The following is a 26,735-nucleotide window of genomic DNA, read 5'->3' as shown; positions in this document are numbered from 1 at the left end:
GGGCACTCGAGCTGTCCCCAATTGCCCACCGCTAGTGATACTTCCGCGGCAATTACGTCCATTCACTGCTTTTATCAGTTTACTATACTACCACAAACTGCTAAGAACCACAGTAACCCTGCTTGAAATTAACCAAAAGTTAGCGGTTATCCCATTGAATCGTCGCTTTAACCGCTGTAAGGTCGCCCACTTTGATCATATGTTGCGTTGTTAAGGCCGCTGCTTGAGACAATTCGCTGGTAACTTGATGCCCATACTGAACCTCATTTTCAAATCGGATTTTTACATCAGTCGGATGATGCGCCCGCAAAAAAGTTGCTGGCAAAACATCTAACATCCAGTCAAAGTAATGGGCATTATTCACGTGCCCGTTACCATCAATATCAAAGTAACGAACGGTATAAGGTTTGAGCGTTTGATTCACGGCCTCGTCAAAGTGATCAGGTCGTGGCAACCGTGGTAGACGCGTTTGCTCTTCACTGTGGTAAGGTGCCATGACTTCGGCGGGGATGGTGGTAATCTTGCGTGTTGCATAACTCATTGTCACCCAGATACCTTCGCCATAGGCCAACACTTGACCAGCATCATCTAATAACCAGTATTCCCGGTACGCAAAGTAACGGTTATAGGCCGTTGCCCGCGTCTTAATCGTTACTTGGGCACCCGTTCGTGGCAATTCATCAATGTGGAGGTGGTATTGGGTAACGACCCAACCAACACCATGACTTTGAACAAAGGCCGTACTCAATCCTAAAGCATCATTTTGGTCTTCTGATACCAACACAAATAAATTGATTAGCATCGCTAAGGTTAATTGGCCGGTATCGTCTGCTTCATAGTAAACGACCCGGTGTGTTTCGGAAAATTCATTTGCGGCCACCTAGGTCACTCCTCGTCTAAATGATGATATTGTCGATAAATTTCTTGTTTCTTCGCGCCACGTAATTTGGCGACTTCTTTAATCGCATCATTGGGCTTCTCACCCGCCGCAATTAATCGATCAACTTGTACATCGATTGGTTCGCTTAAATCAACCGCCGTCGTGGCCGCCGTCGTTGGGGCCGGATTGCCACCAACCAATACGACAAACTCACCACGAACGGTATCCGTAGCCGCCCAATTTGCTAATTCAGCTAATGAGCCGCGTAAAAACTCTTCGTAGCGCTTCGTCAGTTCCCGACAAAGCACGGCTGGTCGCTCATCGCCAAAACCAGCCGACAAATTTTGAAGCGTCTTTTTCAAGCGATGGGGCGCTTCATAAAAAATCAACGTTTCCGGTCGTTGGGCAAGGCCGGCGATCTCCGCTTTTTGATCCTTAGGCTTACGATCTAAGAAACCATAAAAGTAAAAGGGTTGTGGTGCTAATCCTGATGCGATTAACGCTGTTAGCCCGGCATTTGCTCCGGGTAATGGCACCACTGGTATATGAGCGTCAATACAAGCATTAACCAATTCATGGCCGGGATCTGAAATCGACGGCATGCCCGCATCACTCACCTGAGCAATCTGCATGCCTTGTTTTAACTTCGCAATCAATTGCGGAATTCGTTCTTGTGTATTATGTTCATGAAAACTGATTTGCTTAGTGGTAATTTCAAAATGATTTAATAATTTCTGCGTGTTACGCGTATCCTCTGCCGCGATTAAATCGACCGCCGTTAACGTTTTGACCGCTCGAAAAGTCATGTCATCTAAATTACCAATTGGCGTGGGGACCAGATACAAGTGTCCCCCCGTTTCAGTTTGAAAACTGCGTTGCTGTTCCACGTTGACGCCTCCTATTGATCGCGATAAATAACCTCTAAACAAAAGGCGCACTCTTCGTCTTGTTTACGCCGAGTTCCGTAAAACTCACGGCAGACGTGAAAGCCTTCCTCATACAGTTTTTCTAAGATCTGCCGCGATTTAGACAATCCCTGCGGCGTTTCCGGGTCCTCCGGCAACGTTCGTTGAAGTTCTCGCACAAGTTCTCGGAGATGCTGATTTTCAATTTCTAATTCGGCATTTTGCTCCAGTGCCTGCGTCATTTCACCCTGGAGGTCAGCGAACTGGGCGAGCATGGCGTGTAGCTGGCCTTCCAGATTTTTAAATTGATCATAAATTTCCTGTTTATCCAACATTGCCACCCCTTCATATCTAACCTAACGTGCCGTGATCGTCAGTATTTCCAGCGTCAAGGCTTCTAAAATTGCTTGAAAATTCAAATTACCAGCCAATTGGCCCCGTGTTGCTAAGGTTAATGTCATTACATGTACCAATTGATCAATTGAAAGCCGTTGGGCAACCTGTTGACTGGCCTGTGCCACCTGGGGAAACGCCAATGACGCCGCCTCAAGCGTTGCATTTTGCTGCCGAAGTGCGTCGTGCCAAGCTTGAACCACCATATCTAACAAAACACCTTGTCGGTCGCGGTTAAGTGCTAGCGGCACCAATTCCGTTTGGACCCGCACAAAGGCCCGTTCATCGCCCGTACAACATGCGCTAAACCACTGACCAACCGCTTGCTGCGCATCCTTTAGCCAATCATCGACCACTAAGTCTTGCGCCGCTGTGACACTTTCAGTCAGGGTCGTCAATAAGTAACGTTGACTAGGGGTTATCCCTGCATCAGCTAAGGCTGTTAACAACGCTTGCGGCGCTACTCGCAAAAAATCAACGATCTGTGTTCGCGACAGAATCGTTGGCAAAATCAAATTTTTATTAGCCGTTAGCAGTAATGCCACGGTATTCCCAACGGGTTCCTCAATAAATTTGAGCAGACTATTGGCAGCCCCCGTCGTCATCCGTTCAACTTGATCCACGATAAAGATCTTTTGATTACCCTCAACCGCACTTTTCGTAAACTCCGCTTTTAAATAGCGAACTTGATCCACCTTAATCCGTTGCCCATCGGGAACAACACTAACCACATCGGGATGATCACCGGCTAAAATCCGTCGACACTCCGAACACTGACCACAGGGCAGATTATCTGTTACATTTTGGCAGAATAACCGCATCGCCACCGTCTGTGCGACCTGCTGGCGTCCGGTTCCATCAGCACCATTAAATAGGTAGGCGTGCGCCAAACGTTTGGTTTGAATCAAAGTCATGAGATGGGTGACTAACTGTGGCTGCAATCGTTGGGCCACCGCTACCACAGATTCTTCAGTCATCGTAGCCTCCTAGAATTGGTGAAATTGATCGACTGGTAGTACAAAGACCGTTGCACCACCAACCTGAACTTCAACGGGATAAGCCGATGTGCTATCCAATTGCGCATCCAAATTAACTGGTGGTGTCATGAACTGTTGCCGAGTGTGACTAGCTGTCTTGATCATTTCTAAGACTTCATCGACCCGTTCATCTTCCAATCCAATCATGTAGGTTGTATTCCCCGACTTTAAGAACCCACCCGTCGTTGACAACCGAGTTGCCCGAATATCATGATCGATAAATTCATTACTTAAGCGATTTGCGTCCTTATCTTGGACGATGGCAATTAATAACTTCATACTCGTTTCCTCCCTCATACCGCTACTTAGTCAAAATAATTTTGTGCTGCCTGCTTAATCAAGGTTAATGCCGTGGTCACAACCGTTTCACGATTCTGCGTGGCATCAATTAGCTTGATACGGTCGGGATGCGCGGCCTGTAACCGTAAATAGGCAGCCCGCACACGGTCATGGAAGGCCGCCTGTTCAACATCTAAGCGATCGACCTTTTGGGGATCACGGTGAGCTTGAATCCGGCGTAACCCAATTTCGGCAGGAACATCAAAATACACCGTCAAGGCGGGCAGCAGTCCATCTGTTGCAAAAGTATTCATTTGAGCAACAGCGTCCTCACCGATTTGTCGACCAGCACCCTGATAGGCGACTGAGCTGTCGACATACCGATCACACAGCACCAACTTATCCGCAGCCAAGGCTGGTAAAATGGTCTGCGCCAAATGCTGCCGCCGGGCTGCCGCATACAATAGCGCCTCTGTTCGATAATCCATTGCCGTATTGGCACGATCCAAAATAATGGCCCGGATACTTTCAGAAATCGGATTGCCACCCGGTTCTCTGGTAATCACCAGTTGATCGCCTAATACCGGTTTGATTTGCGTGGTAATAGCTTGTAATGCACTGGTTTTACCAGCACCATCTGGACCTTCAAAACTAATAAATGTTCCTGACAATCGACTCGACCCCATTTTTTATTGATAGGTATATTGTACTTGAATTCAGAAATGATGTCTATTTGCATTGCCGGATTTCTCAGAGAATCCGCTGAGGATAACTTAACCGAAATTTGCTTACTGGAACCTAACTAGCACCATCAGTTACTGACACGCAAAAAAGGCTTGAGAATAATCCTCTCAAGCCTCAATACCAATTAATCTCGAAAAACAGCCGCCGAAATATGCCGTCCTTTAACCTGACGCCGACGGGCTTCTCGATATAAAAAGAGATACGTTTGCCGGGTCAAAGCTGTATTAGCGGTTACCTGATTATCCGCGTCCGCAATGGCTTCTTCTGTTTGCTTCGCGTGGTCCCAACGATCTTTAGCGCGATCGATAGCCGTCAACAGCTGGTCATCATATGCTGCCTTTAAACGGGGTAACTGTCGTTTTTTTCTACCAAACATTTGCCTAGCCTCCTGACCTACATCTCTGTCCGCCCTTCAACGGCCTTAAATAAGGTCATTTCATCGGCGTATTCAATATCGCTGCCGACTGACAAGCCATGGGCTAAGCGCGTCACTTTGATACCCGCCGGCTTAATCAACCGGGACAAGTACATTGCCGTTGCTTCCCCTTCTGGTGTCGCGTTCGTCGCAATAATGACTTCTTTAATATTAGGGTTTTGTTGGAGTCGATTAATCAGGCTCGCAATATTCAAATCCTCAGGGCCCTTGCCTTCAATCGGCGACATGACCCCATGTAAAACATGGTATAAGCCATGATATTCTTTCATCTTTTCCATAACCATGATGTCTTTAGGTTGTTCAACCACCAGTACATGGGTTTGGTCGCGCGTCTTATCTGCACAAATTGAACACGGATCACCCTCCGTGATGTTGCCACAGATTGAGCAAAAATGAAGATCCCGTTTGGCGGCAATCAACGCCTTAGAAAAAGCCGTCACATCGTCTTCAGCCATATCAATCGTAAAGAAAGCCAAACGTGTCGCCGACTTCTGTCCAATTCCTGGCAATTTCATGTACCCATCAATCAACTGGGCAATGGGTTCTGGATACTGCATGCCGCAAACGTCCTTTCTTGCTTACATTCCTGGAATATTCATCCCTTGTGTGTACTTCCCTAGCGATTGTTTTGTCGCATCGTCAACTTGACCCAATGCATCATTAACGGCCGCTAAAACTAAATCGGCCAACATGTCAGGATCATCAGGATCAATTGCTTCTGGCTTGATCGTTAAATCCGTCATTTTTCGTTCGCCCGTAAAGGTTGCTTGCACCAAACTATCTGGTGATACGCCGGTAAAGGACTGCGCATTTAAATTGGCTTGATCCTCTTCCATTTTCTTTTGCATTTGACGCATTTGTTTCATCATATTCCCCATATTTCCCATGTTCCGCATCATTAATCATCCTTTCATTTATTAATCTGCTTTCACGTCAACGACGCTACCAAACAATTCTTCTGCTTTTGCCACAACCGGATTAGACTGAGGTGCCTGACTTTCAGCCGGTTCATTATTCGTATTTTGCAACTCATCCTTATGCGCCGTCAAATAATTCTTCCGAATCGTCGGCCATTCTTCTTTCGGAACGAACACCACGGGCAAAGCGGTCCCAATCATCCGATCCATCCCATTTTCTAGTGCGTCTGTCAGTTCTTGATCTGACGTCGCTCGCTGGTATAAGAAAGAATAATCAAACGCCACAATGACACCTGAATCCGCTGCCGCAACCGGTTGAGAAACCTTCATCACTGCCCGTTGCGAAGTCGATAGACTATTTAGAATGTCCGGCCAAACCTCTTGTAATTGATTCAGCTTATCCCGGGTAGCCGCCCCCAAAACTGGATAAATCTTCGCTAAATTGACCTCTTTAACCGGAGCCTGCTTCGTTATTCGTGGTTTTGTCGCAGCCTTAGGTGTTGTCGGTGCCTGCTCCAGATGCTTAACCGTCGTCCGTAATTGTTCAACCTCACGTTGCAAGCTGGCCAGTTCGCTAGCGTTAGCGGCTGGCTGCTCCGGTGCCGGCACTGTTCCAGTTGGTGCTGTCGTTGACGCAGTCTTTTGTCGACCAATTTCAGCCAACTTGATAGTCAAGATTTCCAAATACACATCCGGATGGGTCGTGTAGCGCATCTGTTGTTGAATCGCATTCAATTCATTAATCATGGCATACATCGCAGAAGCCGGTGTTTGCTGAGCCAATGTCTGGAAATCTTCACTGACACTCCCCATCTCAGCTTCTTCCACCATCTGGGGCGCTTGTTGATACAGCAACAGATCCCGCGCGTAACCAATCACGTCTTCGCTGAAGCGCTCTGCATCCTTGCCCGCCTCTAAGACCGATTGTAAAGTCGCCAAGGCCGCTTTCGTGTCACCCGCCACGACCTGTTGCATGTAAGTCGCCAGCAATTCATGGGTCACACTTCCCGTCACCAGCAAGGCATTATCCAAAGTGATCTCATTATCACCAAACGACAGGGCTTGATCCAAAATGCTCAACGCATCCCGCATGCCCCCTTCGGCCGCCTTAGCAATGACCTTAAGCGCCTGTTCATCGTACGTCACACCCTTTTGATCCAAGATGTAAGTCATCCGACTATAACTATCGCTGGCCGCAATCCGTTTAAAATCAAAGCGTTGGGTTCGCGAAATAATGGTTGCGGGAATCTTATGCGGTTCCGTCGTGGCTAAAATAAAGATCACATTGGCCGGTGGCTCTTCCAACGTTTTCAACAGTGCATTGAACGCCCCAGTTGACAACATATGCACTTCATCGATGATATAGACTTTATAATCCGCAACGGTTGGCGCGTATTTAACCTTATCGCGAATATCACGAATTTCTTCGACCCCATTATTGGAAGCCGCATCGATTTCAATCACATCATTCAGGGTGCCATTGGTAATCGCCTGACAGGTGTCACATTCATTACACGGCTCACCATCCGTTTGATGATGACAGTTAATCGCCTTAGCAAAAATCTTCGCTGCCGACGTTTTCCCCGTTCCTCGAGGGCCGGCAAACAGGTAGGCATGACTAATTTGTTTAGTGGTAATGGCATTTTTTAGCGTACGTGTGACCACTTCTTGCCCGATCATATCTTTAAACTGTTGCGGGCGCCACACCCGGTAAAGTGCTTGATAAGCCATGCCAGTCGTCCCCTTCTCATTAATTACTGATTAAAAATTACTGTTCAATTATAGCCTTTTTAGTCGGTCGCTGTCACGACTCAGTCATCAGAATTTAGTAGAAATTAATCCGATAATTTTAGACATGAAAAAACTCCCAGTCAATGACTAGGAGTTGGAATTAGCTCATAAACTTGAAGCACAAAGCGAAACAAACTTAGTGCTGCTTCCTTCCGGACCTGACACGATTCGTAAGCCCACCCTTGCTCCAAGGCCTTAACGGCAAGTACTACTATATCATGATTTCTTAGTGCTGTCTAGCAGCTTATCAGTAGCGTTAACTTGGGTGGCTTTTCTAGCCTTCTTAGCCGCCTTTTGTCGGCGACGGGCTGCTTTAAAGAACGCCACCATTCGCTCACCAGCATCTTTAGCTAACAGTCCCTCATGAACCGCCACGGTATGATTCAATCGTGAGTCTGTCAGCGTAGCATACAGACTATCAACGGCGCCGGCCTTAGGATCACGAGCGCCATAAAAAACTTCGGGTATCCGCGCATTAATGATGGCCCCACTACACATCAAACAAGGCTCAATCGTAACGTATAGCTGACAATCGTTCAAACGCCAGCTCTGCAACGTCGCACATGCTTCTTCAATTGCCCGAATCTCAGCATGTAACGTTGCATCATGCCCGTGCTCGCGCAGATTATGACCGCGCCCAATGATCTGACCGTTATGGACAATAACCGCCCCAATTGGCACTTCTCCAATCACTGCGGCCTGCTCAGCTTCAAAGAGTGCTTCTTCCATGTAGTGACGCTGCTGCGCCGTATAAGTTTGTTCCCGCACTCAGGTATCCTTCTTTCTAAGCTAACGCGTCCTTCGTACTTTCCAAGATGTAGTAACCCTTGTCTTTTTTGATAATGGTACAATTGCCAAAAGTGGCTTGCATGGTCTTTTCCGCCGATGGCGCCCCTTGCTTCTTCTGCAAGACCACCGTCAAAGTCCCACCGGGTAGCAGATGATCGGCAGCCCCGGTTAGCATAGCCGTTACCACTTGCTTACCCGCCCGGACCGGTGGGTTCGTTAAGATAGCCGCATAACGTTGTGTGACTTGGTCATAAATATCTGAGGTCTTAATTTCAACGTTTTCAATCTGATTCGCAGTTGCGTTTTTTCGGGCCAGCTCTAATGCCAATTCATTAACATCCACCATTGTAACCTGCCGATCTGGCCATCGCTTTGCTAACGCCAAGCCGATTGGACCATACCCGGTCCCCAAGTCCAACCACGGCCCTACTGGTGTTTTGGCCGCGTTAAATGCCGCTAATAAAACCCGTGACCCATAATCCACCCGATTTTTAGAAAACACCCCGTTGTCGGTGGTAAACAACAATTCGTTACCTAAGAGGGTAAACGGCCAATGCTGTTCTTCGTGTAAAACATCTGGATTTTGTGTATAATAGTGATTAGTCAAATTTCTCCGCCACCTTTTACTCTTTATTTTACCGTAGTTAGTGCGCAGAGGCCAATAAAAAAAGATTAGTCGTTCAGACACCATATTTGGTAGTTATTGTATGTTTCAACTACCAAATATGGTGTCTTTTTTGATTGAATTTTTTGATATCTGGTGTACACTGAACTCATTAATAAATGAATTTTTAGAGGATGTGGCTCACCATGAAAGTAACAATTTACTCAAAGAACAATTGTATGCAATGTAAGATGACAAAGCGTTTCCTTAGCGAACACAATGTGGAGTTTGAAGAACGGAATATTAATCAACATCCCGAATACGTTTCTTATTTGAAAGACAAAGGGTTCCAAGCTGTCCCAGTGGTCGAAGCACCTGGTGTACCAGCTTTTTATGGGTTTCGCCCAGACCAGTTAACGCAAATCGCGGGCTAACACATTAGCTCGGCACAAACCCGTCTTGGCGACGTCGTGTTTGTTCACGGTGGCGTCATTTTTATTTGATTTTTACCGCTATTTTTAAGAGAAGGAAGAGTTGATTGTATGAGTTTAAAGCACTTACCCGATGTCACTTACTATGACCTGAATAATGAAATCAACATCCCGGTAGATGGTCAGATTCCGCTAAACAAGGATCAAGAAGCGCTCCAAGCCTTCTTGAAGGAAAACGTGATCCCCAATACGAAAACTTTTGCTTCCCTCAAGGAACGTTTTGACTTTCTCATTGCCGAAAACTACATCGAAGAAGCCGTCGTAACGGCTTATCCTTTCAGCTTTATTGAAGACTTATATGATTACCTCAAGGCCCAGGATTTCCACTTTAAGTCCTTCATGGCTGCTTACAAATTTTACGCCCAATACGCCCTAAAGACGGACGATAATGAATTTTATCTAGAAAATTTCATTGACCGCGTAGCAATGAACGCCTTAGATTTTGGTGGCGGTGATCAACGGTTAGCCCATGATTTAGCTGATGAAATCATCCATCAACGTTATCAACCAGCAACACCCAGCTTTTTAAATGCCGGCCGGTCTCGCCGGGGTGAGTTGGTCTCTTGTTTCTTGATTCAGTCAACCGATGATATGAACACCATTGGGCGGACCATCAACTCCGCTCTACAACTATCCAGAATCGGTGGTGGTGTTGGGATTAGCCTGTCCAACTTACGTGGCGCCGGCGATCCCATCAAACACATTGAAGGCGCCGCCTCTGGTGTGGTTCCAGTAATGAAGTTACTAGAAGACAGCTTCTCTTACTCCAATCAATTAGGTCAACGGCAAGGCGCTGGCGTCGTCTACTTAAGCGTCTTCCATCCAGATATTGTGGCCTTTTTGAGTGCGAAGAAAGAAAACGCCGACGAAAAAATTCGCTTAAAAACGTTATCCCTTGGTATCACCGTTCCCGATAAATTCTACGAACTCTGTGCGGCTGATGCTGATATGTACTTATTTAGCCCATACGACGTTGAGCGCATTTACGGGAAACCCTTCTCATACGTGGACATCACGGCCGAATATGACAATCTGGTTGCCAATCCCGATATCCATAAAAAGAAGATGAAGGCGCGTGACCTTGAGACCGACATTGGTAAGCTACAACAAGAGTCTGGCTACCCATACATTGTTAACATTGACACGGCTAACCGAGAAAACCCAATTGATGGTCGGATCGTTATGAGCAATCTCTGTTCCGAAATCATGCAGGTTCAAACGCCGTCAACCGTCAACAATAAACAAGAATACGTCAAGCTAGGGACCGATATTTCCTGCAACTTGGGCTCAACCAATATCGTTAACTTGATGTCTTCTCCTGACTTCGGTCACTCCGTGGAAACCATGGTACGAGCCCTAACCTATGTCACCGACCATTCAGATATCGATGTCGTCCCTTCTATTCAAAAGGGTAATCAGTTAGGTCATACCATCGGGTTAGGCGCTATGGGCTTACACAGTTACTTTGCTAAAAATCACATGATGTATGGATCTAAAGACAGTATCGCCTTTACCAGTGTCTACTTCATGTTATTGAACTACTGGACGTTAAAAGCGTCTAACGAAATTGCTAAAGAACGACACGAGACCTTCCATAACTTTGACAAGAGTGCTTACGCTGATGGTCATTACTTTGACCGCTACACAGAAACTGATTGGCGGCCAACGTCAGCCAAGGTTCAAGAATTATTTGCCAACGTTTGGTTACCCGCACCAGAGGATTGGGCCGAACTGAAGGCAGCCGTTATGCAAGATGGTCTGTACCATCAGAACCGGATGGCCGTTGCCCCAAATGGGTCTATCTCTTACATCAATGACACCACGGCTAGCTTACACCCGATCATCAATCGGATCGAAGAACGCCAGGAAAAGAAGATTGGTAAAATCTATTATCCAGCTCCTTATCTCAGCAACGACACGATGCCTTATTACAAATCAGCCTATGATACCGATATGCGACGAGTAATTGATGTTTACGCGGCCGCGCAAAAGCACGTGGATCAAGGCATGAGTTTGACGCTGTTCATGCGTTCAACCATTCCAGCCGGTCTCTACGAATGGAAAGATGGTCGGACTGATAAGATGACAACCCGTGACCTTAGCATTCTGCGCAACTATGCTTTCCGCAAGGGCATTAAGTCCCTCTATTACGTGCGGACCTTTACCGATAATAACGGTGAAGTCGGCGCTAACCAATGTGAGAGCTGCGTTATCTAAGCACCATTAGACGAGTAAAAAGGAGTGGTCATCCATGGCACGAATTGAAAATTACAACGCCATTAACTGGAACGCAGTTTCTGACGAGATTGATAAAGCAACTTGGGAAAAATTAACAGAACAGTTTTGGCTAGATACACGAATTCCGGTGTCTAACGACTTAGATGATTGGCGCACACTAGATACGGATCACCAATGGGTCGTTGGCCATGTCTTTGGTGGTCTCACGTTATTGGATACCTTGCAGTCCCAAGACGGTATGGCAGCCTTACGACGGGATATTCGGACCCCTCATGAAACTGCCGTGTTGAATAACATTCAATTCATGGAATCCGTTCATGCTAAAAGCTATTCAACGATCTTTTCCACCCTTAACACGCCAGATGAAATCGACGAAATTTTCCAATGGAGTGACTCTGAAGAATTTTTGCAAAATAAGACCAAACGGATTTATGATCTCTATCACGATGACGAGCACCCGCTTAAAAAGAAGATTTCAAGTGTCTTTTTGGAAACCTTCTTGTTCTATTCTGGTTTTTTCACACCTCTGTATTATCTCGGCCATAACAAACTAAACAACGTGGCTGAAATCATCAAGTTAATTCTCCGGGACGAATCCGTCCATGGCACCTACATCGGTTATAAATTCCAATTGGGAATGAAAGAATTAACAGATGCTGAACAACAACAAATGAAAGACTGGATGTATGATTTTCTTTATCAGCTTTACGATAATGAAGAAAAATACACCCATACACTTTACGATCAAATTGGTTGGACGGAAAAAGTTCTGACCTTTATCCGCTACAATGCGAATAAGGCCCTCATGAACTTGGGTCAAGATCCCCTCTTCCCAGATACCGCAGAAGATGTCGACCCCGTCGTAATGAATGGGATCTCCACATCCACAGCCAACCACGACTTCTTCTCTCAAGTCGGGAATGGCTACCTACTGGGTAACGTTGAAGCCATGAGCAGTGATGACTATACGATTGGTGAACCAGCTGATCCGCAAGATCCAAGTAAATAAGCTAACAAAATCCCCCGCTGATACACCCATTATGGCTGTATTGGCGGGGGATTTTTGTCTTTAATTACAAATTCGCTTATTTCACGTTAACCGGTGCGTGTAGCATCTCTGTGCTCTCGTTATAATGAGGTCACGTTATTCGTTAAAAATTCTGACTGGCGGAAAGCCGGGTCCGGATAATGATAGAAACCTTGGCCACTTTCTTGCCCCAATTTATTTTGATCCAACATATCGACCTTAAGTTTTTGTACGACTGTAACCAAGTCTTCCTTTCCTGGTTGCTGGCTAGCCGCTAACATGATGTTATAGGCCGTCCGTAAGCCGACTTCATCCAAAATACCGAAAGGCCCAATTGGCGAACCACCGGCTAACATCCAAGTCTTGTCAATCGTTTCCACATCGGCAATGCCTTTAACCCACAAAATCAAAGCGGCATCAACCCACGGGATCAATAGACTGTTCAGCACGTATCCGGATTGTTCCTTATGCAGTTCAATCGTAATCATGCCAATCGCATGCGCAAAATCTACGACTGTCTCATAAACTGCTGGGTCGGTTGTTGGATGGCCCATAATTTCAGCCGTATTATTCGCCCAAATGTGGTTAGCAAAGTGCAAGGCTAAAAACTTCTCAGGACGCTGCGTAATGGCCGCAAACTGGCTCGGCAGCAGAGTTGATGTATTCGTTGCAAAAATAGTCTTGGCTGGTGCGACCTGCGCCAAATGACTATAGAACTCATTTTTAATATCAACGACTTCTGGAATGGCCTCAATTACCAAATCAGCATCCGTTACGGCCACACCCAAATCTGTTTCATAAGTTAGCCGCGCATTAGTCGCCTGAATCTGTTCAGGCGTGGCGTGTACCTCATGCGCATACGCTTGATCCCAAGTGGTCATTCGACGCTTAGCAGCGCTAATTGCCCCAGCATTAATATCATATAGTGTCACATCAAATCCACTGAAAGCTGTTTGATAAGCAATTTGACTCCCGAGCGTTCCCCCACCAGCGACAACAATCTTCTTCATAGTCATCATAGCGTCCTCCTTAAAAGTCATTTCTAACGATTACGAATTCAGCATAAGGCCCCCCGCATAAAAGAACCACTGAGGCGTATCACTAGTTAAGTTTAGCAAACTAATCCGGGCAAAATGAGTCAGCTTGATCGTCATTGACAAGTCTAGCAATGTCTTTTTGCGGTATACTAGACTTAATCAAACTTTGGGGGAATCAAGTATGCCAACCATTAAAAATGTCTGTGTTTTCTGTGGGTCTAACCACGGCTATGACCCACAATTTTTAGAACAAACCAATGCCTTAGGTACTTATCTAGCACATCATGACCATCCCGTTGTTTATGGTGGTGGTAAAGAGGGCCTGATGGGCGCGATTGCCACGTCAACAATGGCCGCTGGTGGTCAGGTCATCGGCATTATTCCCACCTTCTTACGCGAGATGGGCTTGGCTAAAGACGATGTCACGACGTTTATCGAGACTGCCACGATGGATGAGCGTAAGGATGAAATGCTCCGCCAATCTGATGCCTTCATCGTCTTACCGGGGGGCTTTGGAACATTTGAAGAATTCACCACCATGCTCTCATGGAGTCAAATCAATGTTCATCAAAAGCCAATTGCCCTATTCAATATTGACCACTACTTTGATGACCTGGTTGCCATGATGCAAAAATCTTGCGACGCGGGCTTTGCCCCACAGGAAAACATGGACCTTTTCATTGATGCCACAACCATTGATGACATCTTTAGCGGTTTTGCCACCTTTAAACACCAATTGCCTTACAAATACACGAATTAGATCACGCCAAAAGAGCCTGGGATAAAAATCTCAGGCTCTTTTGGTGTTTCCAAATATCCAATGCCAAAAAGTGGGCAAAAGGCAACTAATCGCCGCTTACCCCACTTTCGTTCTTGACATTCCTAATAATTATTTCGATTCTGCCAACGAATTGCACTGGCAAACCAGCCACCCAACCATTTAGGTTCGACCGCTGGTGTTGATCCTGGCCGATTGATCACCAGCATTAACTGCAACATACTAAAGACTAACGATTGCCGCCGTCGATACGCCAAATATTTCGGCTGCCAATCCGTCACGTATTTCGCCTTATATGCTCGTAATCCTTGAAAGCTATAGAAACTAGACCCGTACTCATAAATCAGATGCGCTGCACGCTCCTCAATAAAACTAAATGATGAAACCCCAACATTCGCCAATGGGGCCATCCCTAGATTGAAGTTCTCATAGCCTTGCTGCCGGCTGTAGTCAAATAGATAGATAAATAACCCATCCATGATGCCAGACGGTGCCTGCGGGCTAGCACGCATCAAATCAATCGAAGTCATCCGCTGATCGCCTGTGGGCATTAGATTAGCAAACGCCACAATGTCGCCTGCCTTGTTGCGCATCACCGCTACCGGTGCCTCATCCAAATAAGCCGCGTCAAAGAAGCCCATCGAGAAACCCTTTTCTGTTTCTCCGCGTAACCAATCATCTGAAATTCGTCGTAGCTCATTGACCTGATGGGCCCGTAATGGCGGCTGAAGTAATTCGAATCGATAGCCTTCCCGATCAAACTTGTTCATCAAAGCCCGTTCACCACGATGGGCTTTTCCTGCCAAGCTAAAGGTAGACAAAGCAACGTGCCCTTCTTCTCCGATCTTAATAAAATCAAATCCCATTTCATGTAACCGAAGGGTTAAGGATTCACTGATTTCATAAAATACCGGTCGTAATCCGGCCAAATTTGCATCCTTCATGAAGGCCTGTAATGCTGGCTCTAATTTTTCCTGATTACCAATCGGTTCGCCCATAACCAATAGTTTATCGGCCTTCTGCCGGAATAATATGAACAGTTGATCTTCACCGTTTTCTTGGTAGAAATAGGCTTGCTTATCATGTAAAAAGGCCAAGTGACTGACCTCATTACCACCAAAGCGCACAATAATTGCACGCATTCGTGGCGCATCGTAATCTAAGTGCAACCATTGGGGTTGCGTCCACGCTAAGTATCGATAAACGCTTACCATAATTAATAATGCGACTAACAAGCCGCCTAACCCGTTCAACCAAACTTGCGTTGATGGGAGTAGCCAAGCACGAGGAAACCATGGCCGATGGTGCGGACCTTGCAAGGTCGATAGACCCAGCAGCGTGTACATCAAAAAAGTGCCCACGTAAATGCTGCCATCAATGAGTAACCCGCCCCATGAATAATGAAAACTGGTTCGATACAGTTCCGGTCGCGCAACTAATAAGCAAATCAAAACTAAGCCAAGTAAAAGAGCTAGTCCTACTGGGAAGTTCTCCCGCCATAAGGTCATCACAATCGCCACAACGAGGACCACCAGTGTCGGCCAGAAAGCGCGTTTGACGTGAGCGCCGACCCCTCGTGCTAGTCCAATTAGTAAGAAGGCCATCACAATGTTAGTCACCTGACTCAAAAAATAAAACATGTACGGCACAAACCGCAGATAAACCCGATTGGCCAAGACAACATCCGGAATTGTGGCAAATAATAACATCATCACCCCGGAAAAATACATAAAGGTTGTCACCAACCAATGAGCCCCGCGGCGTAAAATCGCCACTGGGAGGCCATCTAAGAACCGATTTAATCGGCGGCCGGTATCATGAATGAAGAAACCGACCCCCACTAAAAATGGCAATAAGTAATAAAATAGCCGATACAAGAGTAGCCAACCAGTCGCATCGGCACGACTCACCCCTAAAAATCCTAGACCAATAATCATAAAAACATCAAATGACCCCAACCCACCGGGGATCATTGAAACAACCCCGGCTACTGAAGCCACGACAAACATCGGAAATACCGCCGCTAAAGATATTGGCAAGCCTAACGCCCAACCAATGACTAGGAAAAAGCCCGCACAACTGGCCCATTCGAGACTTGATCCCAAAATTAGTTTCAATTCCCGACGCAATGTCAGGTCAGCAAAAAACTCGTTATCGCTAATACGCGTAAAGAGAAAGATGCCCGGAAAATACAGCCCCCCACCTAATAGCCAGATCCAATATCCCCGGTAAGGCTGACCAATGTCAAAGCCAAACAGCAAGATTAACGCCACCCAACAGGCCAACGATAGCCCCGCCAACAGGAACAAAGCAATCTTAGAGATCGCATAAACCACTTGCTTTTTAGTCGCTGATCGCGCGTAAAAGTTAGCCCGTAGACTAGCGCCTAACAAGCCACCCATTCCAGCCAGATTAGTAAATGTATTGGTGGTCCACCCACTGCGAACAATATAGCTCCAAGAAAATTTTCCTGGCAAAAATTCGACAATCGTGAAATCATAGATCAACATCGGTGTCACCGCCAAAAAGCCACCAGCGATCAACAGCAAGATCGTGCCGGTATCTAATGTTGCCAACTCCGATCGCAGCTGCTGGCCGTTCACCTCGTGGGCAATCCGACCAACCGTCTGAATCACAAAGATTAAAATTGAAAAGATAAAAATTGCTTTAATTAATGGCAAATGTTTCTGAATCCGTCCCCATAATTTTCGCCCCATATTGGTTCCCCCTTACTCCTTTCTATTATCGCAAGTTCTGCGGTAAAAGACAATCATGGCTCACCATTATAGCAGTTAACTTTTTTTAAATCTGGACACGAAAATACGGACCCAGCTATTTAGCTTGAGTCCGCATACGACTTTTTAAAGGAATTTCCTGCCCAATTGCATGTGCTTAACGGCCCCATACCTTTAATAACGACTGATTATCATCACGAAGCGGCGTAGACTCTTCACCCAACACACCGTTACGTTTCTAATATTGCTCAACATCAATACGCTCTTGGTAGTCCCTTTTGACTTTTGCGAAACTTAAATAAAAAATTGTACAAAAAAACCGCTACCCGAAGATAGCGGTTCATTATTTCGTAAGTGAAGATGATTACTTCAAAGTAACCACGGCACCAACGGCTTCAAGGCTTTCCTTGATGTCGTTAGCTTCGTCTTCAGAAACGCCTTCCTTGATGACAGATGGTACGTTGTCAACAAGACCCTTAGCGTCCTTCAAACCAAGACCAGTGATTTCACGGACAGCCTTGATGGCCTTAACCTTAGCATCACCAGATTCAGTCATTTCAACGTCGAATGAGTCCTTGGCACCAGCAGCGTCGCCACCAGCAGCACCGGCTGCGGCTACAGGAGCAGCAGCTGAAACGCCAAATTCGTCTTCGATTGCCTTAACTAAGTCGCTAAGGTCAGTAATTGATGCTTCTTTAAGAGAAGCGATGATCGTGTCTTTATCAAAAGCCATGATAGATTTCCTCCAATAATTGTTTTTTTGATGTTACGTAACGAAACTTTAAGCTGCGTCGCCTTCGTCGCCCTTGTCCACGATAGCCTTGATTGCGTAGGCCACGTTCCGAACGGGTGCTTGAAGTTGACTTGCCAAAGTAGCGAGTAATTCTTCACGACTAGGCAAGGTAGCGTATACGTTGATTTCATCGATTGAAACGATGTTTCCTTCGATGTAACCACCCTTGATTTCAAGAGCATCTACGCTATCAGCAAACTTCTTCAAAACCTTAGCTGGGGCAATTGGATCCTCGTTAGAGAAAGCAACGGCCGTTGGGCCAGCGAATACATCATTCAAATCGCCGTAACCCGCCTTTTCAGCAGCCCGGGTCAAGATCTTGTTCTTGATGACGTTCATTTGAACGCCTGCATCACGCAATTGCTTACGTAGGTCGGTTACTTGTTCCACCGTTAACCCACGGTAATCAACAACGATTGCACTGGTTGCATTGTTAAATTTTTCAACGACGCTTTCGACGTGTTGTGCTTTAACTGCAATAGCTTTTTCACTCACATTGTTCACCTCCCAGAATAGTTTGGTGGGATAAAAAAATCCCTATGCCACCAAGACATAAGGAGTCAAAAGTTTAAGTAAACTTCTGCCTCGGCAGGCGGTGATTAAGACCAATTTGGTCACCTGAGTCTTAGGTAGATCAATTCATAACTTAATAAGAATACATCACCGAACACTAAGTGTCAACGGCATGTTAGGGATTTTTTTATTTCACGCTTTAACTTAGGCTAATAATGAAGCCAAGTCAACGTCGACGCTAGGGCCAAACGTTGAAGAAATTGAAACGTGTTGAACGTAAGTGCCACGTACAGCAGCAGGACGAATACGAACAATCGTTTCAGCAATGCTCTTTAAGTTGCCGGCAAGCTTGTCAGCATCAAAAGAAACCTTACCAAATGGTACAGCCACGTTACCATCCCGGTCAGTCCGGTAAGTAACTTGACCATTCTTAGCATCGGAAACGGCCTTTTCCACGTTCATGGTAACCGTACCCGTCTTAGGGTTAGGCATTAAGCCCTTAGGTCCTAAGACCCGACCCAAACGACCAACTTGGGCCATCATATCTGGCGTTGCAATTGCAACGTCAAAGTCCAACCAGCCGTCTTGGATGCGTTCTACTAAGTCTTGTTCGCCAACAACGTCAGCACCAGCTGCTTCAGCAGCCTTAGCTTGGTCACCCTTAGCGAATACGATTACCGTGGTTTCCTTACCGGTACCATTTGGTAATACTAATGCGCCACGGAGTTGTTGGTCCGCTTGCTTCGTGTCAACGTTAAGCTTGAAAGCAACTTCAACCGTTGCATCAAACTTAGCGAAATCAATCTTCTTTACTAAATCAATGGCGTCGCCCATGCCGTAGACCTTGTCAGCCTCGACCTGCTTGGCAGCGTCTTGATACTTTTTACCTCGTTTGTGAGCCATTTTTGTGTATTCCTCCTTGCAAATGTGGTTGTAACGGATAAACCTCCCACTTGACACATTTCATTTTCGTGAAGTGTCCGACTATCCGAAACTGAGCTTAACCTTCGACCGTGAAGCCCATGCTCCGGGCAGTACCTTCAATCATGCGCATAGCTGCTTCAACGTCAGCTGCGTTTAGATCTTGCATTTTCGTTTCAGCGATTTGCTTAACTTGATCCTTGGTTACAGTTGCAACCTTGTTCGTGTTAGGTTCGCCGGAACCATGTTCAACACCAGCAGCCTTCTTCAACAGCGTTGCTGCTGGAGGAGTCTTGGTGATGAAATCAAAGGAACGATCTTCATAGACACTAATCACAACAGGAATGATCATACCAGCTTGGTCAGCGGTACGAGCGTTGAATTCCTTAGTGAAGCCCATGATGTTGATCCCTGCTTGGCCCAATGCTGGTCCAACTGGGGGAGCTGGTGTTGCTTTACCCGCGGGAATCTGTAATTTAACGACATTAGCTACTTTTTTAGCCACGAGACAATACCTCCTTGAGTCCGTGATGTGGTAAGTGGAGCTGTTAGTTTGCTCCTCCCACGTTAACAATATGCGTCACGCATACCTGAGAATCATACCACACTTTACCTACTGCCACAAGTTCTTTTCTAAATCAACATTAACCAACGTCAGCATTATCCAGGAACTTGTCTGAAACGGTTAAGCCGCTACTTAGTCTTAAACGATTGGATCAACTTGATCGAAGTTTAATTCGGTACTGGTTTCTCGACCAAACATGTCGATGTTAACCTTCAGCTTCATCTTTTCGTTGTCGACTTCAGTAATCTTACCAACTAAACCACTGAAGGCGCCATCGACGATCGTTACTGAATCGCCAGGTGCAACATCCAGTTCAGCATGGCGCGCAGAAATACCAACGCGACGCAAAATCCGTTCTACTTCATCAGGCAACAATGGCGTTGGCTTACTACCTTGACCATGGGACCCTAAGAATCCAGTGACACCAGGTGTGTTCCGCACGATATACCAAGATTGATCACTCATGACCATTTCCACTAAGACGTAGCCTGGGAAGGTCTTTTCCATCGTGACCTTATCCTTACCATTCTTAACTTCGTGTTCCTCTTCTTCGGGGACAACCACGCGGAAAATGTTGTCTTGCATTCCCATTGATTCGGCCCGCGATTCCAAGTTTGCCATTACCTTATTTTCGTACCCTGCGTAAGTATGCAGCACGTACCATTGCTTTTCAGCTGACTCAACCATGTTTGGTGCACTCCTTTAGCTTTATTGACTTTTCGAGCAAAATAAAAAAACTCCGCAATCCACGAAGTTCCCTGTTACCAATTAATATAGCATATTTAGTGTTATTTGACTACCGACAATTCCATTAGGAAAGGAACTTTAAGCCAAATTGCACGATCCAGTCCACAACCGCAAAGAAAATGGAGAACAGGACGGAAATCCCAACCACTGTTCCGGTATCGTGCCGTGTCTGCTTAACACCGGGCCAAGAAACTTGCTTCATTTCGGCACCGACTGATTTGAAGAAACGGATTAAATGCATGGTGTTGCCTCCCTAAAATTAATGTTTGTCGTGAATAGTCAACTTAACGGGTTTCTCGATGTAATGTGTGCTTACCACAGAATTTACAGAATTTCATAACCTCTAGACGTTTCGTGCGCGTCGCACTCGCAGTGATGGTGTAATTCCGCGACCCGCAAACTGAACAAGCCAGAGCGATCTTTCGTTGAGCCATCTTGCCACCACCTTTGATCAAATCCACTTTAACTCATACCGTAGTAGCTTACCATCGTTTGCTCGTGACGTCAATCATTCGGCGAGGAGTCGGCGTAACTTAGCTTGACTTCGCTGGGCAGCCGAACGGGCCTGCTTGTACGTTAGTGCCTGATGTTGACTAATCAATTCTAAAGAGTCCCCACGAAGAATGCCCACAAAAACCGTTCGTTCTACTACCGACAATCGTGGCAGCAATTGCCAAATGGCCTCTTTTACTTCTAATTGCTCCCGCAAGGCCCATCGAAAATCAGGTAACGTATCCGCAAAATAACTCGACTGGGCCTCAATAGAAACCGCTGTATGATTCATCTGCCGCTTCAGAGCTTGTGTCTGCCGAATAAGGTCAAAAATTCGGTGCGTTAGATTTAGCCGATAGAAGGCCCCAAAACTGGTTGTCCGCTCCAACTGGAATTTCTGAACGGCGGTATACAAAACTAACCGGGCTTCTTGAATCCAATCATCTTGTTCAAATCCCGGAATATAGTAAGTCTGCTGTAAACGATACAAGACTGGCCGATAGCGGTCAAATAAGATCGCTAATCCCGAAGAATCCATCGATTGCTGCAGCTGGCAAATTAATGTGCGGTCTGTTAATTCAGTCAAAGAAAAAGCCCTCCTTTAGCTAGTAACTCTAGTCTAAAGGAAGACTGGGCGTGTCCCCAGAGAACACGTGTTTTAATCTTTTTTCTTTTTAGGTGGCCGCGCCATCATTTGATCCCGCAGCTTTTCTAACTTATACAGTTGCTGATCATTCCACGGTGATTTACGGACAAGCCCTCGATCGGCAAACTCACGAGCTGTTTGTTTTACCTCATTTTGGGCCCGTTCAATATCACGCAATAACTCACCAGCTGGAATCCGCAATGCACCTTCAGAGAAGATCGTCCACTGTTCAGCCTGGTCACTGGTTGCAACGGTCACTTGAGTGAACCGTGTTTGACGTTCTTTCGCCAATCGTTCGATATAACTATCCGCCGTTTCATCTCGATTAGTCCACACGACTTCAAGGTCAAACTGGCGATAACTTTTAGAAATTCCGGGAACGTACATCGCGTCAAAAACCACTGTAATACTTGCATCCCGTAATTTTTTATAATTTGCCAACATGTTTAGCAGCTCATCACGGGCCTCAGGTAAACGGTCCGTTAGCTTTAAGCGATTGAGCTTGGGCCAGTTGCCAATCATGTTATAGGCATCCACAATTAAAATGTCTTCTTTCATTGACGCTCTCCCTCACTCACTGCTGCAATTAATGCTGGACTGGGTGCCGGGAGCTAAATCCCTGATACATCAGCAAGCCAGCAGCAACACTGGCATTAAGGCTTTGAACTTCCCCCACCATGGGAATCGTCAACATTTGGTCAACGGTTTCCTTGAGTAGTCGCGAAATTCCCTTACCTTCATTACCAATAATCAGCGCACTAGCGCCCTTAGCATCCCAGTCACGATAATCAGTCCCTGCCATATCGGTACCAAAGACCCAGACACCACGATCTTTTAATTCGCGAACGGTATTGACCAAGTTGGTCACTCGCGCAACGGGTACCCGTTCAATCGCCCCAGTCGAAGTCTTAGCCACCACCGACGTCAATCCTACCGCTCGTCGCTTAGGAATAATAATGCCATGAACACCACTGGCATCAGCTGTCCGGAGAATCGATCCTAAGTTATGTGGATCTTCTACCCCGTCTAAAACCAAGAAGAATGGGGCTTCACCGGCCGCAGCCGCACGGTCAAAGAGATCATCAATTGTCGCATAAGCAAACGCCGATACGCCTAAGGCCACACCTTGGTGGTTCTGATGATCCGTTAACAAATCTAGTTTCTGCTTGGGTACTTCGGAAATGACTAAATGCCGTTTCTTAGCCAATTGACGAATTTCATCCAGTGCTTCTGCCTTGAGCCCACTTTGCAAGAAGACCTTGTTGATGGTCTGCTGACTTCGTAGTGCTGCTACTGCCGGATGCCGACCGATGACAAAATCATTATTTTCTTCATTATTCTCAACTGGTTTCATTTTTCAGTCCGCCCCGCTTCTACTTGTTCAATGCACCACTGACCCAATTCGGCAACCCGTTTTTGCTGGTCACTCAACGCCAGATATCCCATCAACGCTTCAAATCCAGTTGAAATCCGATAAGTGACCACGTCTGTATTCTTAGCATGCGTGTAGCTCTTGGCATTTCGCCCACGTTTGAACATCGTCCACTCGGCTTCGCTTAACACCTCGTCTTGTTCCATTAAGTTAATCAAGGCTGCTTGCGCCTTTGCCGAAACATAGTGAGTTGCTGTTTTTTGGAGGTGGTTCGGTTTAGCCAATCCCTCGGCAATTAAATGCCGTCGAATGATGACTTCATAAGCCGCATCCCCCATATAGGCCAATGCGACCCCGTTTAGTTGTCGATAATCTACTTCACTCATTAATTTTCCTTTCGCCAACGCGTCCCTTGGGGCGTGTCTTCCAAAATAATTCCTTGACTCTTCAATTGCTCACGAATCTCATCACTTCGCAAGAAGTCCCGTGATTTCCGAGCGGCCAAGCGCTCATCAATGAGGGCTTGGATGCGGTCATCATCTAGGGTGGCTGCGGCGGCAAATTTAATGCCAAAGACGCTTAACAAATCACTCAACGTCTGACGAATAAAGTCCAGTGTCCCAGCAAACACCACTGGCCGTTCAGCATAAACATTCCCTAATCGTGCTAATTCATGGACTTTAGCAATCCCATTTTGCACGTTAAAGTCATCATCCATCGCATCAATATAATCGGCGACAATTTGCCGCGTTTCTTGTTCCACCTTAGGATCATTACCAGCCTCAGCGTCCTTCAGTCGATAGCCCATGTTATCGTAGGCCGTCTGCAATCGTTCCAGGTTCCGTTCTGCTGTATCCAGATTCTGCTGGGTATATTGGATTGGTCGCCGGTACTGCGTTGTCGACATAAAGAAACGCAACGTTTGCGGATCCACCGTCTTCAAGATATCGTGAACCGTCACAAAGTTACCAAGTGACTTACTCATCTTTTCATTGTCATCACCGATCGTCACAAAACCATTATGCAACCAGTAATGAACAAAGGTTTTCCCTGTTTTGGCTTCGCTTTGCGCAATTTCGTTTTGGTGATGCGGGAAAATCAAGTCCTCACCGCCGCCATGAATATCAAACGTTTCGCCCAAATAGTGCGTCGACATGACGGAACATTCGATGTGCCAACCTGGACGGCCAGCGCCCCAAGGAGATGGCCACGAAATTTCACCCGGCTTTGCGCCCTTCCACAGGGCAAAATCGACGGGATCTTCTTTGCGGGCGGTTTCTTCGTCGTTGGTGTGCTGAGAAGCCCCTTCTTCGAGATCATCCAAGTTCAAATGGGCTAATTCCCCATAATGACTGAACTTGTGGGCTCGGTAGTAAACGTCCCCATCAACCGGATAAGCATAATCCTTATCAATCAGGTCTTGGACGAATTCAATAATTTCATTAATATGCTCAGTTGCGCGGGGATTCACGGTTGCCGGTTCAATATTCAACGCAGCTGTATCTTCTTTAAAGGCCGCGATAAATCGATCACCTAGTTCAGGAACCGTAATGCCCTCTTTGTTGGCCTCGTTAATCATCTTGTCATCAACATCCGTGAAGTTTGAGACATACTTCACCTGATAGCCGCGGTACTCAAAGTATCGGCGAATGGTATCAAAGGCAATGGCACTCCGCGCATTTCCAATGTGAATATAGTTATACACCGTCGGGCCACACACGTACATGTTGACCATTCCGGGGGTAATCGGTTCAAATGTTTCCTTTTGACGCGTCATCGTATTAAAGACTTTCAGCATCCCGAAGCTCCTCTCGTGTCACATAGTTTACAATCATTTTGGTTAAGTCATTGGTCAACTGACAAAGTATTAGCTCCATTGTAGCATAATCCGACCAAAAACAAAGAAGCCGAATGAAGGCTAACTAGCCCTCACACGGCTTCTTTACCAAATATTAGCCTTTTAATTGGGCCAGCGTTTGGTGAATGTGTTCTAAGGCAGTCTCCCGCCCAACTAACTCGATTGATTCTGGTAATTCTGGACCGTGCATTTCGTGCGTCACAGCAATCCGAATTGGCATCCACAACTGACGACCTTTGATGCCCGTCTTAGCTTGAACTGACTTGATTACCTTGAAAATTTCCACGGAATCAAAGAGATCCAACGCTTCGATCTGAGCAGCAAATTCTTTTAAGACAACTGGTGCGGTGTCGTTATTGATTTCATCAAACGCCTCACCGGACACCTGCTCTGGTTCTTCAAAGAAGACCGAAGCCATGTCATTAATCTGGGCCATGTAGCTCATTTGACGCTTGTACAGATTGATTAATTGGCGAGCCCATTCGATAGTCTTGGCATCTGGATTAGCAGGCATGTTCCCAGCCTTAATCAATTGCTTCAAAGCCAGATCCATAATGGTACTGTCATCGGCATCCTTAACGTAACGGTTGTTTAACCATTCCAACTTGTCACTGTCAAAAGTGGCCGGTGACGAGCTCAGACGCGTTTCATCGTACATCTTGATAAATTGTTTCTTGTTGAAGATTTCCTCTTCACCAACTGGTGACCAACCTAACAACAAGATGAAGTTAAACATCGCTTCTGGCAAGTAACCCAAGCTACGATACTGTTCGATGAATTGGAGAACAGATTCATCTCGCTTAGACAACTTCTTACCGGTGTCCTTGCTAATAATCAGACTCATGTGACCAAACTTTGGTGCTTCCCAACCAAACGCTTGATAGATCATCAATTGCTTAGGCGTGTTGGCAACGTGATCGTCGCCCCGGAAAACATGACTGATGGCCATCTTGTGATCGTCCACAACCACGGCAAAATTATAAGTTGGCATACCATCACGCTTAGCAATGACAAAGTCACCACCAATGGTATCCGAATTAAAGGACACGTGACCCTTAACCATATCGTCCCAGGCAAAGACTTCATCCTTAGGAACGCGGAATCGAATAACTGGCTTTAAGCCTTTAGCCTTTGCTTCGTCAATGGCAGCTTGCTTTTCTTCTTCCGACATCCCGGCATATTCATACTCGTAATGGGGCATTTCTTTGCGCGCCTTTTGGGCTTCCCGGTCGGCTTGAAGTTCTTCTTCCGTCCGGTAAGATTCATAAGCCTTGCCTTCGTCCAACAATTGTTGAATCAATGGCGTATAAATATCGCGACGTTCAGACTGCCGGTAAGGACCATAGTCACCACCAACATCAGGACCCTCATCCCAATCCAAACCGAGCCACTTTAAGTTTTCCAATTGGCTCCGTTCACCGTCTTCGATATTGCGTTTCGTATCCGTATCCTCGATCCGGATGATGAACTTACCCTTATTGTGACGGGCAAATAAATAATTAAAAATGGCCGTCCGGGCATTACCAATGTGCAAATGACCGGTTGGGCTCGGAGCATACCGAACCCGAATTGAATTTTTCGCCAAAACGTTACGCCTCTTTCTAGTTTTTTTCATAGCGTTACTGCTGTGCCGTCATCAGATTATGACAGATTAAGTTAAGTGTACAATGACTGGCCTGAAAAATAAAGGTATGGCACCTAAATGGCTTTCAGAAATTTTTGAAAGGCGGTCCAGACTGATCTTATC

General features: G+C 46.1%; 31 protein-coding genes, 1 other RNA gene and 1 other annotated feature. Of the genes, 4 read left to right on the top strand and 28 right to left on the bottom strand.

Features of this window, described 5'->3' with window-relative positions; all coding sequences use genetic code 11:
- Window positions 1-139 precede the first annotated feature (139 nt).
- The 13 genes from FC61_RS10165 to FC61_RS10110 all read right to left on the bottom strand — a co-directional run bounded on the left by FC61_RS10165 (window position 140) and on the right by FC61_RS10110 (window position 8,778).
- Entirely contained in the window at window positions 140-880 is a 741-nt protein-coding gene (locus tag FC61_RS10165) for an acyl-[acyl-carrier-protein] thioesterase (protein WP_011667379.1), read from the bottom strand.
- Between the two features lie 5 nt (window positions 881-885).
- Window positions 886-1,767 carry a 16S rRNA (cytidine(1402)-2'-O)-methyltransferase gene (rsmI, locus tag FC61_RS10160; RefSeq protein WP_024525628.1) on the bottom strand — a complete coding sequence of 294 codons (882 nt, stop codon included), beginning with the start codon at window positions 1,765-1,767 and terminating at the stop codon, window positions 886-888.
- A gap of 11 nt (window positions 1,768-1,778) precedes the next feature.
- Entirely contained in the window at window positions 1,779-2,117 is a 339-nt protein-coding gene (locus FC61_RS10155) for a DNA replication initiation control protein YabA (RefSeq protein WP_024525629.1), read from the bottom strand.
- 24 nt (window positions 2,118-2,141) lie between these two features.
- Window positions 2,142-3,155 (bottom strand): DNA polymerase III subunit delta', encoded by a 1,014-nt coding sequence (holB, locus tag FC61_RS10150; RefSeq protein WP_021741459.1) that lies wholly within the window; start codon window positions 3,153-3,155, stop codon window positions 2,142-2,144.
- A gap of 9 nt (window positions 3,156-3,164) precedes the next feature.
- A complete protein-coding gene (locus FC61_RS10145) occupies window positions 3,165-3,494 on the bottom strand; it encodes a cyclic-di-AMP receptor (RefSeq protein ID WP_011667375.1) in 330 nt (109 codons plus the stop codon).
- A 26-nt stretch (window positions 3,495-3,520) separates the two neighbouring features.
- Complete coding sequence (gene tmk, locus FC61_RS10140; RefSeq protein WP_035464364.1) at window positions 3,521-4,165, bottom strand: dTMP kinase; 645 nt, start codon at window positions 4,163-4,165, stop codon at window positions 3,521-3,523.
- Between the two features lie 197 nt (window positions 4,166-4,362).
- Complete coding sequence (locus tag FC61_RS10135) at window positions 4,363-4,614, bottom strand: YaaL family protein (protein WP_011667373.1); 252 nt, start codon at window positions 4,612-4,614, stop codon at window positions 4,363-4,365.
- A 17-nt stretch (window positions 4,615-4,631) separates the two neighbouring features.
- Window positions 4,632-5,231, bottom strand: a complete 600-nt coding sequence (gene recR / locus FC61_RS10130; RefSeq protein WP_011667372.1) for a recombination mediator RecR — start codon at window positions 5,229-5,231, stop codon at window positions 4,632-4,634.
- A 21-nt stretch (window positions 5,232-5,252) separates the two neighbouring features.
- The gene (locus FC61_RS10125; protein WP_021741461.1) at window positions 5,253-5,573 is read right to left on the bottom strand and encodes a YbaB/EbfC family nucleoid-associated protein; all 321 of its coding nucleotides are present in this window, start codon (window positions 5,571-5,573) and stop codon (window positions 5,253-5,255) included.
- An 18-nt stretch (window positions 5,574-5,591) separates the two neighbouring features.
- Window positions 5,592-7,322, bottom strand: coding sequence for a DNA polymerase III subunit gamma/tau (gene dnaX / locus FC61_RS10120; RefSeq protein WP_021741462.1), 1,731 nt, complete (start codon window positions 7,320-7,322; stop codon window positions 5,592-5,594).
- Window positions 7,323-7,489: 167 nt separating this feature from the next.
- An RNA gene (gene ffs / locus FC61_RS12325) (signal recognition particle sRNA small type) lies at window positions 7,490-7,576 on the bottom strand.
- A 22-nt stretch (window positions 7,577-7,598) separates the two neighbouring features.
- On the bottom strand, window positions 7,599-8,150 hold the full coding sequence (tadA, locus tag FC61_RS10115) for a tRNA adenosine(34) deaminase TadA (protein ID WP_035464366.1): 552 nt from the start codon (window positions 8,148-8,150) through the stop codon (window positions 7,599-7,601).
- 16 nt (window positions 8,151-8,166) lie between these two features.
- Window positions 8,167-8,778, bottom strand: a complete 612-nt coding sequence (locus tag FC61_RS10110) for a class I SAM-dependent methyltransferase (RefSeq protein WP_035464368.1) — start codon at window positions 8,776-8,778, stop codon at window positions 8,167-8,169.
- 203 nt (window positions 8,779-8,981) lie between these two features.
- Between FC61_RS10110 and nrdH the strand changes: the two genes are divergently transcribed.
- From nrdH to nrdF, 3 genes are all read left to right on the top strand, one after another.
- Window positions 8,982-9,209 carry a glutaredoxin-like protein NrdH gene (gene nrdH / locus FC61_RS10105; RefSeq protein ID WP_011667367.1) on the top strand — a complete coding sequence of 76 codons (228 nt, stop codon included), beginning with the start codon at window positions 8,982-8,984 and terminating at the stop codon, window positions 9,207-9,209.
- Window positions 9,210-9,317: 108 nt separating this feature from the next.
- Window positions 9,318-11,483: a class 1b ribonucleoside-diphosphate reductase subunit alpha gene (gene nrdE, locus FC61_RS10100; protein WP_021741465.1), complete on the top strand. Its 2,166-nt coding sequence runs from the start codon at window positions 9,318-9,320 to the stop codon at window positions 11,481-11,483.
- 34 nt (window positions 11,484-11,517) lie between these two features.
- Window positions 11,518-12,513, top strand: a complete 996-nt coding sequence (gene nrdF, locus FC61_RS10095) for a class 1b ribonucleoside-diphosphate reductase subunit beta (protein WP_011667365.1) — start codon at window positions 11,518-11,520, stop codon at window positions 12,511-12,513.
- A 119-nt stretch (window positions 12,514-12,632) separates the two neighbouring features.
- On the opposite strand, the gene FC61_RS10090 is transcribed toward nrdF, so the two are convergent.
- On the bottom strand, window positions 12,633-13,547 hold the full coding sequence (locus FC61_RS10090; RefSeq protein WP_035464370.1) for a 3-hydroxyacyl-CoA dehydrogenase: 915 nt from the start codon (window positions 13,545-13,547) through the stop codon (window positions 12,633-12,635).
- Between the two features lie 202 nt (window positions 13,548-13,749).
- On the opposite strand from FC61_RS10090, the gene FC61_RS10085 reads away from it, so the two are divergent.
- Window positions 13,750-14,328 carry an LOG family protein gene (locus tag FC61_RS10085; RefSeq protein ID WP_021741467.1) on the top strand — a complete coding sequence of 193 codons (579 nt, stop codon included), beginning with the start codon at window positions 13,750-13,752 and terminating at the stop codon, window positions 14,326-14,328.
- Window positions 14,329-14,450: 122 nt separating this feature from the next.
- Here the strand turns inward: FC61_RS10085 and mprF are convergent, their stop codons facing one another.
- The 14 genes from mprF to gltX form a co-directional block, all read right to left on the bottom strand.
- Entirely contained in the window at window positions 14,451-17,063 is a 2,613-nt protein-coding gene (mprF, locus tag FC61_RS10080) for a bifunctional lysylphosphatidylglycerol flippase/synthetase MprF (protein ID WP_021741468.1), read from the bottom strand.
- Window positions 17,064-17,445: 382 nt separating this feature from the next.
- Window positions 17,446-17,814, bottom strand: a complete 369-nt coding sequence (gene rplL / locus FC61_RS10075; protein WP_057717084.1) for a 50S ribosomal protein L7/L12 — start codon at window positions 17,812-17,814, stop codon at window positions 17,446-17,448.
- Between the two features lie 48 nt (window positions 17,815-17,862).
- The gene (gene rplJ / locus FC61_RS10070; RefSeq protein ID WP_024525642.1) at window positions 17,863-18,369 is read right to left on the bottom strand and encodes a 50S ribosomal protein L10; all 507 of its coding nucleotides are present in this window, start codon (window positions 18,367-18,369) and stop codon (window positions 17,863-17,865) included.
- Between the two features lie 24 nt (window positions 18,370-18,393).
- Window positions 18,394-18,522 (bottom strand) — a sequence feature (ribosomal protein L10 leader region).
- Between the two features lie 69 nt (window positions 18,523-18,591).
- Window positions 18,592-19,290 carry a 50S ribosomal protein L1 gene (gene rplA / locus FC61_RS10065; RefSeq protein ID WP_011667359.1) on the bottom strand — a complete coding sequence of 233 codons (699 nt, stop codon included), beginning with the start codon at window positions 19,288-19,290 and terminating at the stop codon, window positions 18,592-18,594.
- Between the two features lie 97 nt (window positions 19,291-19,387).
- The gene (gene rplK, locus FC61_RS10060; RefSeq protein ID WP_011667358.1) at window positions 19,388-19,813 is read right to left on the bottom strand and encodes a 50S ribosomal protein L11; all 426 of its coding nucleotides are present in this window, start codon (window positions 19,811-19,813) and stop codon (window positions 19,388-19,390) included.
- A gap of 198 nt (window positions 19,814-20,011) precedes the next feature.
- Entirely contained in the window at window positions 20,012-20,560 is a 549-nt protein-coding gene (gene nusG, locus FC61_RS10055; protein WP_015473396.1) for a transcription termination/antitermination protein NusG, read from the bottom strand.
- A gap of 124 nt (window positions 20,561-20,684) precedes the next feature.
- Window positions 20,685-20,861, bottom strand: a complete 177-nt coding sequence (gene secE, locus FC61_RS10050) for a preprotein translocase subunit SecE (RefSeq protein ID WP_021741471.1) — start codon at window positions 20,859-20,861, stop codon at window positions 20,685-20,687.
- A 43-nt stretch (window positions 20,862-20,904) separates the two neighbouring features.
- The gene (gene rpmG / locus FC61_RS12320; RefSeq protein WP_011667355.1) at window positions 20,905-21,054 is read right to left on the bottom strand and encodes a 50S ribosomal protein L33; all 150 of its coding nucleotides are present in this window, start codon (window positions 21,052-21,054) and stop codon (window positions 20,905-20,907) included.
- Between the two features lie 74 nt (window positions 21,055-21,128).
- Window positions 21,129-21,698 (bottom strand): sigma-70 family RNA polymerase sigma factor, encoded by a 570-nt coding sequence (locus FC61_RS10045; protein ID WP_035464373.1) that lies wholly within the window; start codon window positions 21,696-21,698, stop codon window positions 21,129-21,131.
- Window positions 21,699-21,770: 72 nt separating this feature from the next.
- Window positions 21,771-22,316: an NYN domain-containing protein gene (locus tag FC61_RS10040; RefSeq protein ID WP_021741473.1), complete on the bottom strand. Its 546-nt coding sequence runs from the start codon at window positions 22,314-22,316 to the stop codon at window positions 21,771-21,773.
- 28 nt (window positions 22,317-22,344) lie between these two features.
- A complete protein-coding gene (rlmB, locus tag FC61_RS10035) occupies window positions 22,345-23,112 on the bottom strand; it encodes a 23S rRNA (guanosine(2251)-2'-O)-methyltransferase RlmB (protein ID WP_011667353.1) in 768 nt (255 codons plus the stop codon).
- Entirely contained in the window at window positions 23,109-23,516 is a 408-nt protein-coding gene (locus FC61_RS10030; protein ID WP_011667352.1) for a Mini-ribonuclease 3, read from the bottom strand. Before FC61_RS10030 ends, rlmB begins: the two co-directional genes overlap by 4 nt.
- The gene (gene cysS / locus FC61_RS10025; protein ID WP_021741474.1) at window positions 23,516-24,928 is read right to left on the bottom strand and encodes a cysteine--tRNA ligase; all 1,413 of its coding nucleotides are present in this window, start codon (window positions 24,926-24,928) and stop codon (window positions 23,516-23,518) included. The genes FC61_RS10030 and cysS overlap by 1 nt, the downstream gene beginning before the upstream one ends.
- A gap of 154 nt (window positions 24,929-25,082) precedes the next feature.
- Window positions 25,083-26,573, bottom strand: coding sequence for a glutamate--tRNA ligase (gene gltX, locus FC61_RS10020; protein ID WP_011667350.1), 1,491 nt, complete (start codon window positions 26,571-26,573; stop codon window positions 25,083-25,085).
- Window positions 26,574-26,735: the final 162 nt, after the last annotated feature.

This window comes from Levilactobacillus brevis ATCC 14869 = DSM 20054, from assembly GCF_001433855.1.
Taxonomy (GTDB): domain Bacteria; phylum Bacillota; class Bacilli; order Lactobacillales; family Lactobacillaceae; genus Levilactobacillus; species Levilactobacillus brevis.
The sequence above is the reverse complement of the archived record's forward strand: the minus strand, read 5'-3'. Positions and strand labels throughout refer to the sequence as shown.